At 72.6% G+C, this 13,714-nt stretch carries 15 protein-coding genes; 6 read left to right on the top strand and 9 right to left on the bottom strand.

Translation table 11 applies throughout. The annotated features are described in order from the left end of the window. Positions 1-18 precede the first annotated feature (18 nt). Entirely contained in the window at positions 19-831 is an 813-nt protein-coding gene (locus ACWD11_RS14515) for a helix-turn-helix transcriptional regulator (protein WP_389418060.1), read from the top strand. On the opposite strand, the gene ACWD11_RS14510 is transcribed toward ACWD11_RS14515, so the two are convergent. Both ACWD11_RS14510 and mshA read right to left on the bottom strand, forming a co-directional pair. Beyond that, complete coding sequence (locus ACWD11_RS14510; protein WP_451283216.1) at positions 828-1,325, bottom strand: YbjN domain-containing protein; 498 nt, start codon at positions 1,323-1,325, stop codon at positions 828-830. The two genes, ACWD11_RS14515 and ACWD11_RS14510, sit on opposite strands and share 4 nt — an antisense overlap. Beyond that, entirely contained in the window at positions 1,318-2,655 is a 1,338-nt protein-coding gene (mshA, locus tag ACWD11_RS14505; RefSeq protein WP_389418058.1) for a D-inositol-3-phosphate glycosyltransferase, read from the bottom strand. Before mshA ends, ACWD11_RS14510 begins: the two co-directional genes overlap by 8 nt. 226 nt (positions 2,656-2,881) lie before the next feature. Between mshA and ACWD11_RS14500 the strand changes: the two genes are divergently transcribed. From ACWD11_RS14500 to ACWD11_RS14485, 4 genes are all read left to right on the top strand, one after another. Next, positions 2,882-3,286 carry a CPCC family cysteine-rich protein gene (locus ACWD11_RS14500; protein ID WP_389418057.1) on the top strand — a complete coding sequence of 135 codons (405 nt, stop codon included), beginning with the start codon at positions 2,882-2,884 and terminating at the stop codon, positions 3,284-3,286. Between the two features lie 19 nt (positions 3,287-3,305). Next, positions 3,306-4,127, top strand: coding sequence for a class I SAM-dependent methyltransferase (locus tag ACWD11_RS14495; RefSeq protein ID WP_451283214.1), 822 nt, complete (start codon positions 3,306-3,308; stop codon positions 4,125-4,127). Between the two features lie 185 nt (positions 4,128-4,312). Further along, positions 4,313-5,386: an NlpC/P60 family protein gene (locus ACWD11_RS14490; protein ID WP_451283212.1), complete on the top strand. Its 1,074-nt coding sequence runs from the start codon at positions 4,313-4,315 to the stop codon at positions 5,384-5,386. A 284-nt stretch (positions 5,387-5,670) separates the two neighbouring features. Continuing rightward, positions 5,671-7,017 (top strand): PP2C family protein-serine/threonine phosphatase, encoded by a 1,347-nt coding sequence (locus ACWD11_RS14485; protein WP_389418054.1) that lies wholly within the window; start codon positions 5,671-5,673, stop codon positions 7,015-7,017. Between the two features lie 28 nt (positions 7,018-7,045). On the opposite strand, the gene ACWD11_RS14480 is transcribed toward ACWD11_RS14485, so the two are convergent. The 7 genes from ACWD11_RS14480 to ACWD11_RS14450 form a co-directional block, all read right to left on the bottom strand. After that, positions 7,046-7,381: a DUF2516 family protein gene (locus ACWD11_RS14480; RefSeq protein WP_389418053.1), complete on the bottom strand. Its 336-nt coding sequence runs from the start codon at positions 7,379-7,381 to the stop codon at positions 7,046-7,048. A 132-nt stretch (positions 7,382-7,513) separates the two neighbouring features. Further along, entirely contained in the window at positions 7,514-8,185 is a 672-nt protein-coding gene (locus ACWD11_RS14475; protein WP_451283210.1) for a hypothetical protein, read from the bottom strand. Positions 8,186-8,271: 86 nt separating this feature from the next. Beyond that, a complete protein-coding gene (locus tag ACWD11_RS14470) occupies positions 8,272-8,772 on the bottom strand; it encodes a helix-turn-helix domain-containing protein (protein WP_389418051.1) in 501 nt (166 codons plus the stop codon). A gap of 90 nt (positions 8,773-8,862) precedes the next feature. Further along, positions 8,863-9,762 carry an RNA polymerase sigma-70 factor gene (locus ACWD11_RS14465; protein ID WP_389418050.1) on the bottom strand — a complete coding sequence of 300 codons (900 nt, stop codon included), beginning with the start codon at positions 9,760-9,762 and terminating at the stop codon, positions 8,863-8,865. Further along, complete coding sequence (locus tag ACWD11_RS14460; RefSeq protein WP_451283531.1) at positions 9,759-10,991, bottom strand: NAD(P)/FAD-dependent oxidoreductase; 1,233 nt, start codon at positions 10,989-10,991, stop codon at positions 9,759-9,761. Before ACWD11_RS14460 ends, ACWD11_RS14465 begins: the two co-directional genes overlap by 4 nt. Before the next feature lie 111 nt (positions 10,992-11,102). Next, positions 11,103-12,026, bottom strand: coding sequence for an RNA polymerase sigma-70 factor (locus tag ACWD11_RS14455; RefSeq protein WP_451283208.1), 924 nt, complete (start codon positions 12,024-12,026; stop codon positions 11,103-11,105). Between the two features lie 144 nt (positions 12,027-12,170). Then, complete coding sequence (locus ACWD11_RS14450; protein WP_389418424.1) at positions 12,171-12,509, bottom strand: winged helix-turn-helix transcriptional regulator; 339 nt, start codon at positions 12,507-12,509, stop codon at positions 12,171-12,173. A gap of 42 nt (positions 12,510-12,551) precedes the next feature. On the opposite strand from ACWD11_RS14450, the gene ACWD11_RS14445 reads away from it, so the two are divergent. Continuing rightward, positions 12,552-13,445, top strand: a complete 894-nt coding sequence (locus ACWD11_RS14445; protein ID WP_451283206.1) for an NAD(P)-dependent oxidoreductase — start codon at positions 12,552-12,554, stop codon at positions 13,443-13,445. Positions 13,446-13,714: the final 269 nt, after the last annotated feature.

The following is a 13,714-nucleotide window of genomic DNA, read 5'->3' as shown; positions in this document are numbered from 1 at the left end:
GTCTTGTACGTTCTTTGCATGGCCGCTCAGCGCGAGGTGACCGCCTGGCGTCCCCGGGTTCCGGGTGTCGTCGAGGTCTTCCACGCGCACTTCACCGAGTACGCCTATCCGATGCACGTCCACGAGGCGTGGACGCTCCTCATCGTCGACGACGGCGCCGTACGGTACGACCTCGACCGGCACGAGCACGGCACCCCGCACGGCACGGTGACGCTGCTGCCGCCGCACGTCCCGCACAACGGCGCTCCGGCGACCCCGCACGGCTTCCGCAAGCGCGTCCTCTACCTCGACACCTCCCGGCTCGCCGCCGACCTCATCGGGGCCGCCGTGGACACTCCCGACCTGCGCGACCCGCTGCTGCGGCACCGGGTCGGCCAACTGCACACCGCCCTGGCCCGCCCCGGCGACGAGCTGGAGGCCGAGAGCCGGCTGACGCTCGTCGGGGAGCGGCTGCGCACGCATCTGCGGGCGCGCCCGGCGGACGGAGCCCGCAGCGGTCCCGCCCTAGCCCGCAGCCTGCGCGAACTCCTCGACGAACGGGTCGTCGAAGGGCTCTCACTGCAGGAGGCGGCGGGACTGCTCCAGGCCCATCCCGCCCACCTGGTACGGGCGTTCAGCACCGCCTACGGCATCGCCCCGCACCAGTACCTGAACTCCCGCCGCGTGGACCGCGCCCGCCGCCTCCTCCTGGACGGCCGCCCGCTCGGCGAGGTCGCGGCGGCGACCGGCTTCTACGACCAGGCCCACCTCACCCGCCACTTCCGCAAGCTGGTGGGCACGACCCCGGGGAGATACGCGGGGACGGGGGCTCGGCACGGGGAGCGCTCCTAGGACGACCCGGTGGGACGCTGGGTCAGGTGGGTGAAGGCGTCGAGGTTGCGGGTGGACTCGCCTCGGGAGACACGCCACTCGTACTCCTTGCGGATGGCGCTCGCGAAGCCCAGTTCCAGCAGGGTGTTGAAGGCGCCGTCGGCGGCTTCCAGGGTCTGGCCGAGGAGGCGGTCGAGTTCGTCGGGGGTGACGGACGAGAGGGGCAGCTTGGCGGTGACGTAGACGTCGCCGAGCTGGTCGACGGCGTAACTGACGCCGTAGAGCTTGAGGTTGCGCTCCAGGAGCCAGCGGTGGACGCCGGGCTCGTTCTCGTCGGGGTGGCGGATGACGAAGGCGTTCAGCGACAGCGAGTGGCGGCCGAGCCGCAGGGAGAGCGTGGTCGACAGCTTGCGCGTGCCGGGGAGTTTCGCGACGTAGGTGCCGGGCTCGGGGCTCTCCCACGCCAGCTCCGCGTCCTGGAGGAAGTCCTCGACGGTCTGCTGCGCATCACCCATGGTGCGAGCGTACGCGACGGCGGTGGGCCTGGGCCGCCGCCGTGTAGACGTCCGCGGTGGCGGCCGCCGCGGTGTCCCAGCCGAAGGACTGGGCGTGCCGGGCCGCGGCGGCGCCCATCCGGGCGGACAGCTCCGGCTGGTCGGCGAATTCGCGCAGCACGCGCGCGTAGGCGGCCGGTTGATGGCCTTGTACGAGGAAGCCGGTCCGTCCGTCGCGCACGGCCACCGGCAGTCCGCCGACCGACGCCGCGAGCACCGGCGTACCGGACGCCTGTGCCTCTATGGCGACCAGGCCGAAGGACTCGCTGTAGGAGGGCATGACGAGGACCGAGGCGGCCCGGAACCAGTCCGCGAGCTGTTCCTGGCCGACGGGCGGGCGGAACCGTACGACATCGGCGATGCCGAGGCGGGCCGCCAGCTTCTGCAGGCCCTCGGGTTTGGCGAGGCCGCTGCCGCTGGGGCCGCCGACGACGGGCACGAGGATGCGCGAGCGCAGCTCGGGGCGTTCGTCGAGCAGCACGGCGACCGCGCGGAGCAGGACGTCCGGGGCCTTCAGGGGCTGGATGCGGCCCGCGAAGAGCGGGATCAGGGCGTCCTGGGGCAGGCCGAGGCGGGCCCGGGCGGCGGCGCGGCCGTCGGCCGGCGAGAAGCGGTCGAGGTTGACGCCGGGGTGGACCACGCCGACCTTGCCGGGGTCCGCGTGGTAGTGGCGGACGAGTTCGTCGGCCTCCTCCGCGGTGTTCGCGATGAGCCGGTCGGCGGCGGCGACGATCTGGGTCTCGCCGATGACCCGGGCGGCCGGTTCGGGGGTGTCGCCCGCGGCGAGGTTGGCGTTCTTGACCTTGGCCATGGTGTGCATGGCGTGCACCAGGGGGGTGCCCCATCGCTGGGCGGCGAGCCAGCCGACGTGGCCGGAGAGCCAGTAGTGCGAGTGCACGAGGTCGTAGTAGCCGGGGCGGTGGCCGGCCCAGGCCTGCATCACGCCGTGGGTGAAGGCGCAGAGCTGGGCAGGGAGTTCTTCCTTGGCGAGGCCCTCGTAGGGGCCCGCGTCGACGTGCCGGACCAGGACGCCGGGGGCCATCTCCACGGTGGGCGGGAGGGCGGCGGTGGTGGCGCGGGTGAAGATCTCGACCTCGATGTTGATCGCGGCGAGGCGCTGCGCGAGCTCCACGATGTACACGTTCATGCCGCCGGCGTCCCCGGTGCCGGGCTGGTGGAGCGGTGAGGTGTGCACGGAGAGCATCGCGATACGGCGAGGCCGGCGGTGCAGACGCAACCGCGGGGGTGTCACCGCGGAGCGACGCCCGAGCCTGCCGACGTAGTGGCTCACGGGGCGTTCCTCCTCGCTGCGGGCATGCCTGAGGGAGGACGTGCGGGCCCTCCACGGGGGTGAACACCGGAAGGTCCGGCTCCATTTCCGGCCGAGGGTTCTTTGCCGAATCATTACCGCCAGTCGCTCAACCGTTCGAGGGCAGGCTGCGTGGCCCGGGAACGGGCGGCCGCGCAACCCCGAAAAGAGGGCGCGGGCGCAAGGCCGCCGCCCTACCCTCAGGCATATGCCGGACCCGGACGATCTCCAGTTACCCGCCGAAGAGCGGCTCCCCTGTCCCTGCTGCGGCCATCTGACGCTCCTGGAGCTGTGGGCCTACGAGATCTGCGAGGTCTGCCGGTGGGAGGAGGACCCCTTCCAGCTGCGCTTCCCGCATATCGACTTCGGCCCCAACCACGGGCTGAGCCTGATCGAGGCGCAGGCCAACTACCGGCGGACCGGCGCGGTGGCCGAGCAGGTCCGGCGCCGGGCGCGCCCGCCGAAGGACGACGAGCCGCTGGACCCGGGGTTCCGCCCGGCCGACCCCGCCCGGGACCCCTTCGAGCAGGCGCCCGGCGGCCGGATGCCGGACGACCTGACCGTCCTCTACTACTGGCGGCCCACCTACTGGCGGCGCCACCTCGCCCGGTGAGCCGCATACCCTCGTAGACATGACAGCCCGCGCCCCCGCCGGCCCCGTGGGAACGGTGACGCGCGGGACCACCAACCCCAACCGTCTGCGCCGCATGGACCGCTGGATCGCGGCCACGCACGGGGCCGAGCTGCGGCGGGCCCCCGACCCCGTCACGGTCGACCTCGGATACGGCGCCGCGCCCTGGACGGCCCTGGAACTGCTGGAGCGGCTGCGTACCGTCGCGCCCCGCGCGCGCGTGGTCGGCGTCGAGATCGACCCGGCGCGGGTCGCTGCCGCCCGGCCCTACGAGCGCGAGGGGCTGGTCTTCCGGCACGGCGGGTTCGAGATCCCGGTCCCGGGGCGGCCGCTGCTGATCCGGGCCGCCAATGTGCTGCGCCAGTACGAGGAGGCCGAGGTCGCCGCCGCGTGGGAGCGGCTGTGCGCGCGGCTGGCCCCGGCCGGCCCCGGCTCGCGGGGCGGGCTGCTGGTCGAGGGGACCTGCGACGAGATCGGGCGGCGGCACGTGTGGGTCGCGCTCGGACCCGAGGGGCCGCGGACGGTGACCTTCGCGACCCGGCTCGGCTCGCTGGAGCGGCCCTCGGACCTCGCCGAGCGGCTGCCGAAGGCGCTCATCCACCGCAACGTCCCCGGCGAGCCGGTCCATGCCTTCCTGCGGGACTTCGACCGCGCCTGGGCCGCCGCCGCGCCCTACGCCTCCTTCGGCGCCCGCCAGCGCTGGATCCGGGCGGTGCGGGAGCTGACGGCCGACTGGCCGGTGCTGGACGGGCCGGCGCGCTGGCGGCAGGGCGAAGTGACGGTGGCGTGGGGGGCATTGGCGCCGGCGCGATCACGGCCGTAACGCACTGACCTGCGGGGAACGATCTCCGTATGTCGTTCGTCACATAGGCGGGGAGATCGTCGTGCGGGGGTGGGAGAGGGGGGAAGCAGCAGGGTGTGCGACCTCTGTCGTTTTCCGCGGCGGCATGGCACGATCCCCCAGGCATCCGTAAGTTACTGACGGTTAATCAGGTTGGGGGAAGTGGTATGGGTACGGGCAGGCGCAGCCTCATCACCGCCGCCGTCACCGTGGTCTGCGCGGTGACCGTGCTGGCGGCCCCGGGCACCGCGTTCGCGACTCCGACCCCGGCACCGGTGCCGAGCGTGACCCCGACTCCGGCCACCACCAAGGACCTTGAGGTCGTACGCAAGAAGCTGGACCGGCTCTATCACGACGCCGCCGTCGCCACCGACGCGTACAACTCCGCCGAGGAGAAGGCCGAGCAGCAGTCCGCCGAGCTCGTGGCCCTGGCGAAGAAGATCGTCAAGGGCCAGAAGAAGGTCGACGAACTCAAGAAGCGGGCCGGTGCCGCGGCCGCCGCGCAGTACCGCAGCGGCGGACTGCCCGACGAGGCCCACCTGATGCTCAGCGACGACCCGCAGGAGTTCCTCGACGGCGCGGGCCGGGTGATCCAGGGCGAGCGCGCCACCAAGGGCCTCCTGCGCGAACTGACCCGCACCCAGCAGGACTTGGAGCAGTACGCGAAGGACGCCTCGGCCCAGTGGGAGAAGCTGGAAGCCAACCGCAAGACCAAGGCCAGGGCGAAGGCGGAGATCAAGAAGCAGATCAAGGCCGCCGAGAAGCTGGAGTCGGAGCTGGAGGCGGAGGAGAAGGAGCGCCTCGCCGAGCTGGAGCGACGGGCCGCCCACCAGGCGCAGACGGCCTGGCTGGACTCCGGGATACTCGACGAGATCGACGGCAAGGCGTCCGCGCAGGGCAAGAAGGCCGTGGCGTACGCCACCGCCCAGCTCGGCAAGCCGTACGAGTGGGGCGCCGAGGGGCCCGACACCTTCGACTGCTCCGGGCTGACCTCGCAGGCCTGGGCGGCGGCCGGAGTGGCGATTCCGCGCACCTCGCAGGAGCAGTGGAAGCAGCTTCCGCGCATCGACATCGCGCAGATGCGCCCCGGCGACCTCATCATCTACAACGACGACGCCAGTCATGTCGGGATGTACGTCGGCGACGGCGCGATGGTGCACTCTCCGCGCCCCGGGCGGACGGTGACCATCGCGGGGGCCGGTTCCATGCCGATCCTGGCGGTCGTACGACCGGACGTATGAGACCGGAGTCACGCATACCGGGGCCCCGGGGTGACCGGGGCCACGTGACGCACCGCACCCCAACGGCCGTGCAAACCGGGGGCGGGCGTGACGTTCGTCATCCCCCGGGGGCCGCCGCCCTGCCCAACTGCGGTACGGAACGCGGCATATGACAGTGGCCAGCCGCTGAACGGCGTGGCCTGCACCATTCCGTTGCGGGGCCGACTACCGCTATGGTCCCCGTCGGTGGGTCGAGGTCCCTCGTCCCCGCCATGCCCTCGGGGGGAGGGAAGGAACCCAAGACGATGCCCGTACCCGTACCGCGGCAGAGAGCGATCCCGGCCGTGGAGAGTGGTCAGGCGCAGGCAGCCGCACCCACGGTCGGCGGCCCCTCGGCCGGAGAGGCCCCGCGCAAGGACGCCACGGTCGAGCACACCGAGCAGACGAACACGCCCCACACCGGTGCCACCGGCGCCGCCCACACCCAGCTGACGCTGCTGCTCATCGAGGACGACCCGGGCGGCTCCACGGTGCTGCCCGAACTGCACGACCGGGCCGGCAGGCCGATCCGGGTGCGCTCCGCCCGCAACCTCACCGAGGCCGAGCGGCTGCTCACCGACGACGTCCACTGCATCCTGCTGGACCTGGCGCTGCCCGCGCCGGGCCGCGGCGACGACAGCGACGAGCTCGCCGTGCTCAAGCAGGTGCTGGAGCTCGCGCCGCGGCACGCCGTCCTCGCCCTCACCGCCTCCGGCGACGCCGAGCGCGGCGCGCAGGCGGTCCGGGTGGGCGCCCAGGACTATCTGCATCGCGACGAGCTGGACGGCCGGCTGCTGAGCCGCGCGATCCGGTACGCGGTGGAGCGCAAGCGCTCCGACTCGGCGGAGCGCCGGCTCGCCGAGGGGCGGGTGCGGGCGCAGGAGAACCGGCGCCTGGAGCGGGGCCTGCTGCCCACGCCGCTGCTGGACGGCTCGCCCCTGCGGTTCGCCGCGCGGTACCGGCCGGGCCGGTCGCGGGCGCTGCTCGGCGGGGACTTCTACGACGTGGTCCGCACCTCCGACGGCACCGTGCACGCCATGATCGGCGACGTCTGCGGGCACGGTCCCGACGAGGCCGCGCTCGGTGTCGAGCTGCGGATCGCCTGGCGGGCGCTGACCCTGGCCGGGCTCTGCGGGGACCAGCTGCTCGGCACGCTGCAGCAGGTGCTGGAGCACGAGCGGTCGGACGAGGAGATCTTCGCGACGCTGTGCACGGTGGACATAGCGCCGGACGGCCGCCGGGCGGGGCTGTGCCTGGCCGGGCACCCCTCACCGCTGCTGGCCCGCCCCGGGCGGGCGGCGCAGCTGCTGCCGTACGACAACAACGGGCCGGCGCTCGGGCTGCTGCCCGGGGCCCGCTGGCCCCGGATGCAGGTGGAGCTGGGTGCCGAGTGGAGCCTGATGCTCTACACCGACGGGCTGATCGAGGGCCGGATCGGCGCGGGCAAGGAACGGCTGGGCCAGGACGGGATGGTGTCCATGGTCCGTCGGCAGCTGGCCGAAGGGCTGCGCGGAGAGGCGCTGCTGGGAGCGGCGGTGAACGAGGTCCGGGACCTCAACGGCGGCGAGCTGACGGACGACGTGGCCGTGCTGCTGCTGGACCGGGAGCGCTGAGCCGGGGGCCCGCTCCGGGCGGGCGGGGTCAGCGCCCGCCGTTCCACGGGCCGTAGGGGCCGTCGCTGCTCGAACCCCTGCGGGTGTTGCGGCCGCCGCCGGGCAGGGAGCGGATCGCCGGGCGGACGTCCACCATGTAGACGATCGTGGCGATGAGGCCGATGATCGGCAGGAACGACAGGATGTTGAAGATCAGGTTCACCACGAAGGCGAGCCCGAGGACGATCAGCCAGAACGGCTTGGTCTTCTTGTCGGCCGCGCGGTAGGCGTCCTCGCGGCGCGTGGCGGCGTCGATCAGCGCGAAACCGCTGAAAAGGATCAGGGCCATGCTCAGCAGCCACATGAAGTTTGCGAAGCCCTGCATCAGCACAACGTCCACCACCCGACTCGGCTCGTCCCTACGCGGTCACCGTACCCGCAACCGCAGGCCCGCTACCCGGTCAACGGGCCGAGCACTCGCCAAGTGCCCGGCCCGTCCGGTTATCGCCCGGCCCGGTTACTTCGCGGGCGGGGTCGTCTTCTTGGCGGCCGGCTTGCGCGGGGCCGTCTTCTTCGGGGTGGGGGTGGGGGTGGGGGACTTCTTCGGCGCGGCCGACGCGGCGGGCTTCGGCTCGGCCGGCTTGTCCTCCTGCGTGACCTCGACGGGCTCGACGGGCTTGGCGTTCGGCTCCACGACGATGGCGAGCTCCTCGATCTCCTCGGCCGCCTCGCCGCGCCAGGTCCGCACGGCCTGCTCGCCGTGCTCGGCGACCTTCTCGTAGGTCTCCCGGGCCTTCACGGCGTACTCGGCGGCCACGCCGACGCCGCGCAGCGCGAAGTCCTGGGCGTTCTCGCCGAACTTCTTCAGGTCGGCGTCGAAGGTGGTGCTGAGCTTCTTCAGGTCCCCGTCGAGGGAGCTGATGAATTCGCTGACCCTGGACTGCAGGGTCTCCTGCGTCTCCTTGACCCGGGCCTGCGCCTCCTTGGCGCGGGCGGCGGCCTTCTCCTGCACGGCCTTCGGGTCGGTGTTGCGCACGGCCTCGATCCGGGACGGGGCCTCGGCACGCAGCTGCTCGACCAGGCCGGGGACCTTCTTGGCCTGCTGGAAGGCCAGGTCGGCGGTGCCGGCGGCGAAGTAGAGCGGGGTCGGGTCGCTGAGGGTCTTGCGGAGGTCGTCGGTGATGGCCATTTTGCTGGTCCTCCCGGGGTTACTGCAGATGAGGGTGGGTGGGGGCGGTCCCGCGGGGCGCGTGCGACGGCGGCCGGTCGCCCGGCTCAGCCGGCCGGCGGCCGCGGCTCCCGCGGGTCTTCGGTGTCCGGTGCGCCGGCGTCCTTGCCGGCGGCTGGGGTGCGGGGGCCGTCGTCGAGCCGGACGGGCCCGGCGTCGGCGCCGGTGCCCGTCATGGCGTCGTCGTCCGCCGCTATCGCGAATCCGTTCTCCTTGCGGAAGGACTCGTAGATCTGGAGCAGCACCTGCTTCTGCTGCCCGGTCAGCGTGGGATCGGCGAGGATGACGGCGCGCGTCTCCACCTCGTCCCGGTCCCGCTCGGCGTCCAGGATTCCGGCCCGCACGTACAGCGTCTCGGCGGAGATCCGCAGCGCCTTGGCGACCTGCTGGAGGACCTCCGCGCTCGGCTTGCGCAGCCCGCGCTCGATCTGGCTCAGATACGGATTGGACACCCCGGCGGCATCGGCGAGCTGCCGCAGCGAGAGCTGGGCGTTGCGCCGCTGCTCGCGCAGGTACTCACCGAGATTGCCGACGTTGAGTGTTGCCATGCCCCCACCTTGCACCACCCTCGCTAACTATTGCAAGCACCTGCTTGCAATAGTGCGCCATGTCATGCCGACGGCGGCCCCGGCGGAGTTTCAGCGCAGCGTGAGGCGGTTCTCCGTGTCGATGTGGGTCAGCTTCTGCGGGTTGCGGACGTAGTAGAGGCCGGTGATGCGGTCGTCGTCCAGGCGGATCGCCATGATGCCGTCGGTCTCGCCGTTCACCAGGAGGGCGAGGGCCGGGTGGCCGTTCACCACGCAGGGCTCGTAACCGATGGTGAACTTGGCCTTTCCGGCGCCGCCGATGATGTAGCGGCTCACCCGGTCGGCACCGACGATCGGGCGTACCGCGCCGCCCTGCTTGACGCCGCCGCCGTCCGCCATCAGGACCACGTCGGGGGCGAGGACGTCGAGCAGGCCCTGGAGGTCGCCGGTCTCGATGGTGTGCCGGAAGGACTCCAGCGCCGCCCGGGTCCGGCTCGCGGAGACCGCCTCGCGGGGGCGGCGGGCGTCGACGTGCTGCCGGGCCCGGTGGGCGATCTGGCGTACGGCCGCGGGGGTCTTGTCGACGGCCTCGGCGATCTCGTCGTAGCCGACGTCGAAGACCTCGCGCAGGACGAAGACGGCGCGTTCCGTCGGCGAGAGTGTCTCCAGGACGAGCATGAGCGCCATCGAGACACTCTCGGCGAGTTCGACGTCCTCGGCCACGTCCGGCGAGGTGAGCAGCGGCTCGGGCAGCCAGGGGCCGACGTAGGACTCCTTGCGGCGCTTCAGGGTGCGCAGGCGGTTGAGCGACTGCCGGGTGGTCATCCGGACCAGGTAGGCGCGGGGGTCACGCACCTGGTCCAGGTCGAGCTCGACCCATCGCAGCCAGGTCTCCTGGAGCACGTCCTCCGCGTCGGCCGCCGAGCCGAGCATCTCGTAGGCGACGGTGAACAGGAGGTTGCGGTGGGCGACGAAGATCTCGGTCGCCGGGTCGGTGACGTGCTCACTCATGATCGTTCTCTCCCCTGTACGGACCCGCGCCAGGCCACGTGTTCGACGGTGGCGTCAGTGCTCCGGGCCGCCAGCTGCTCGCCGCGCCGGGGGCCGCCCGAGACGTTGTGCAGGCGGTACGAGCCCGGCTTGGCCGCCTCGCCGGCCAGGTGCCCGACGGTGCCCTTGCACACGAACTCCTTGACCCGCGCGCCGAGCCGGCCGCCGATGTGGAACCACACCGCCACGTCGTGCCGGCGGGCGAACTGGAAGATGCCCGCCTTCCGTCCGAGGCTGACGCACTGCCCGGCGAAGACGTGGTTGAGGGTCGCCGGTTCCTCCCCCGCGACCCGGCTGAGCACGGTGTCCGCGGCCCGCGCGCCGAGTGGTATCGCGGCCTGGCAGCTCATCCGCAGCGGCAGGTCCGACGGGGCGGCACTGTCGCCGGCCGCGACGATCCGTACGTCGTCGACACAGGTCAGCGTCTCGTCGGTGAGCAGACGGCCGAGCGCGTCGGTGCTCAGCCCGCTGCGCGCGGCGAGATCCGGTACGCCGAACCCGGCGGCCCACACCGTCACCGCGCTCGGCACCTCACGGCCGTCCTCCAGCCGTACGGCATCCCGCGTCACGGCCGTCACCGTGCTGCCGGGCCCGTCGAGGACGCTCACCCCGAGCGCCGCCATCCGCTTCGCCACCGAACGCCGCCCGCGCGCGTGCAGATACGGCCCGAGCGCCCCACCGCACACCAGCGTGACGGCCCGCCCCTCCTCCGCCAGCTCGGTGGCGACCTCGATGCCGAGCGGCCCGGCGCCCACGACGGTGACCGGGGCGGAGACGGGCGTGTCGTGCAGCTCGTTCCGCAGCCGCTCCGCCTCCTCCAGGGTGGCGACGGGACGGGCGAACTCGGCGGCACCGGGAACGCCGGGCTCGGCGCTGCCGCTGCCGACGGCGTACACGAGGTAGTCGTAGGAGACGCTGCCCCCGGACGCCAGCTCCAGCCGGCGCCCGGCCGCGTCGATCCGCTCGACGGAGTCGACGACCAGCCGGACCCCCTCGGTCAGCACCTCCCGGTATTCGACGACGGCGTCGTCGGTCCCGGCCACCAGCTGGTGCAGCCGGATCCGCTCGACGAAGCCCGCCCGCGGGTTGACCACCGTCACCTGCACGTTCCCGTGCCGCGTGAGCCGGTTGGCCGCCATCACCCCGGCGTACCCGCCTCCCACGACCACGACCTCGACGTTCTCGGCCACGAAAGTCACGATGCCTCCTCCGATTGCAGGGATCCGATTGCAGGATCCGATTGCAGGGATCCGGCCTTCAGACACCGGGCCCGGGGCGGCTGTGACAGGACGTGAGCCAGATCACGCCTCCGCCCGGCGGGCCCGGTTCGCCTCCCGCATCACCGCCCACGCGTCCGCCACCGGGCCCACGTGGGTCAGCTTCTCGGGGTTGATCACCGAGCGGATCGCCCGGACGCGGCCGTCGGCGATGTCGATCGCCATGATGTTGATGACCTTGCCGTCCCGGTCCCGGAAGATCACCCCGGGCTGCCCGTTCACCTCGTGCGGCTCGGCCGTGACGCCGATCAGCTCGAACGGCTGGGCCATCGCGACCAGCAGCCGCGCCACGTTCTCGGCGCCCACGATGGCTCGCGCCCACTGCGGAGCCTTGCCGCCGCCGTCGCCGACCATCTGCACATCCCCGGCCAGCAGTTCCCGCAGCCCGTCCACGTCCCCCTCCCGGAACGCGTCGAAGAACCGTTCCGCCAGCGCCTCCCGCTCCTTGCGGTCCGCCTCGAACCTCGGCCGCCCGGCGTCCATGTGCCGCCGCGCCCGTACCGCCAGCTGACGGCACGCCGGCTCCGAGCGGTCCACCGCCGAGGCGATCTCCGGGAAGCCGAACCCGAACACGTCCCGCAGCACGAACACCGCCCGCTCCAGCGGGGTGAGCCGCTCCAGCAGGACCAGCGCCGCCATCGACAGGGAGTCCGCCAGCTCCGCCGACCGCTCCGGGTCCTCGTAGGGGTCGTTCAGCAGGGGCTCGGGGAACCAGGGGCCGACGTACTGCTCCCGGCGCACCCGTGCCGAGCGCAGGACGTCGATGGAGATCCGGGTGACCACGGTCGACAGGTAGGCCTTCGTGGACGCCGGGCGCGTCTCGGCGCTCTCCCAGCGCAGCCAGGTCTCCTGCACCGCGTCCTCCGCCTCGCCGACGCTGCCGAGAATCCGGTAGGCGATGGCGAACAGCAGCGTGCGCAGCTCCTCGAACTCCTCCGTGCGGGTCACGCGGCTCCTTCCCGAGCGGCCCGGTCGCCGCTCACCCTTGAGACGAGACAGCCCCACCCGGCTGTGACACCGGGGGCGGCCCTACCCACTTTTTTGTGCGTACTTGGCATCACCGCGCCCGCCCGCGAAGCTGAACGCAGGTGATCAGGAAGCCGCCAGCCGCTCCAGCCGGCGGTGACCCCAGTCGGAGAGGGGGCCGAGGAGTCCGGAGAGTTCACGGCCGGAGCCGGTCAGGGAGTAGACCGTCTTCAGCGGGAGTACGTCGTGCACCTCCCGGTGCACCAGACCGTCCTCCTCCATCTCGCGCAACGCCTGCGTCAGCACCTTCTCGCTGAGGCCGGGCAGCCGGCGCCGCAGTTCAGCGGGCCGGTGCGGGCCCGATTCCAGCAGCCACAGCAGGCTCGTCTTCCACTTGCCGTCGATCACCGCGATGGCGGCGGTCACTCCGCAGACGTTCGGATCCTGAGCACGGCTGCGCGTCATCATCGCCCCTTTTATTCACACATGTTCACGTATGGGAGAAGCATGTCCACGTACGACGACCAGTCTGCCGTCACCGTCCTCGGCCTGGGTCCGATGGGTCGCGCCCTGGCCGGCGCCTTCCTCGACGCGGGGGTGGCCACCACCGTCTGGAACCGCACGCCGGGCCGGGACCGGGACCTGGTCGCCCGCGGGGCCCGGTCCACCGCCACCGCCGCCGAGGCGGTCGCCGCCGCGCCCCTGACCGTCGTCTGCGTCGTGAACTACGACGCCTCCGACGCGATCCTGCGGCAGGACGAGGTCACCGACGCCCTGAAGGCCCGTACGGTCGTCAACCTCACCGCCGACAGCCCCGACCGCGCCCGGGACACGGCCGGCTGGGCCGCCGCGCACGGCATCCGTTACCTGGACGGCGCGATCATGACCCCGGCGCCGAGCATCGGGACCCCGGAAGCGGTCTTCATCCTCAGCGGCCCGAAGGACCTCTACGACCGCCACCAGCCGGTCCTGTCCACCCTCGGCGGCGCCCACACCCACCTCGGCGAGGACATCGGCCGGGCCGCCGCCTACGACATCGCCCTGCTCGACCTCTTCTGGACGGCGATGGCCGGTTACGCGCACGCCCTCGCGGTGGCCCGCGCCGAGGGCGTCACCGCCCGGGAGCTGGCCCCCTTCGCGCAGGGCATCGGCGCGATCCTGCCGCCGCTGTTCGCGGAGTTCGCCGGGGACACCGACGACGGCACGTACTCGGGCGAGATCAACCCCATCACCTCGGCCGTCTCCTCCATGGCCCACATCGTCCACACCGCCGAGTCCCACGGCATCGACGCGAGCCTGATGCGCGTCGTCGAGGGCCAGGCCCGCCGGGTCGTCGCCGAGGGCCACGGCACCGACGGCTACCTCCGCGTCACCGAGCTGCTGACCCGGCACGCCCACTGACCCACCGCGCCGGCACGCCGAAGTCCGCTTGGTCAGGCCCGGGCGGTGATCGACGCGGTGGAGCAGCGCGGGCGCGGAACAGTGCTCGGCGGCCCACACCCGGTCGGGCTCTCCGATCTCGTCGTCGCCCCGGACGAAGGGCCGCCCGCCCGCGCAGGCAGCCCGAGCCAGGGCGGGAGACAGGCGTTGGCGCTCTTCAGGTTCCCGCACCCCCGAAGGGGAGCAACGTGCCGTCGGTGCCGAGGAAGAGGGGCATCGCCACCAGCGTG

The organism is Streptomyces sp. NPDC002776, assembly GCF_053592195.1.
Note: the sequence above shows the minus strand (reverse complement) of the source record. Positions and strands in the feature narration are given on the sequence as shown.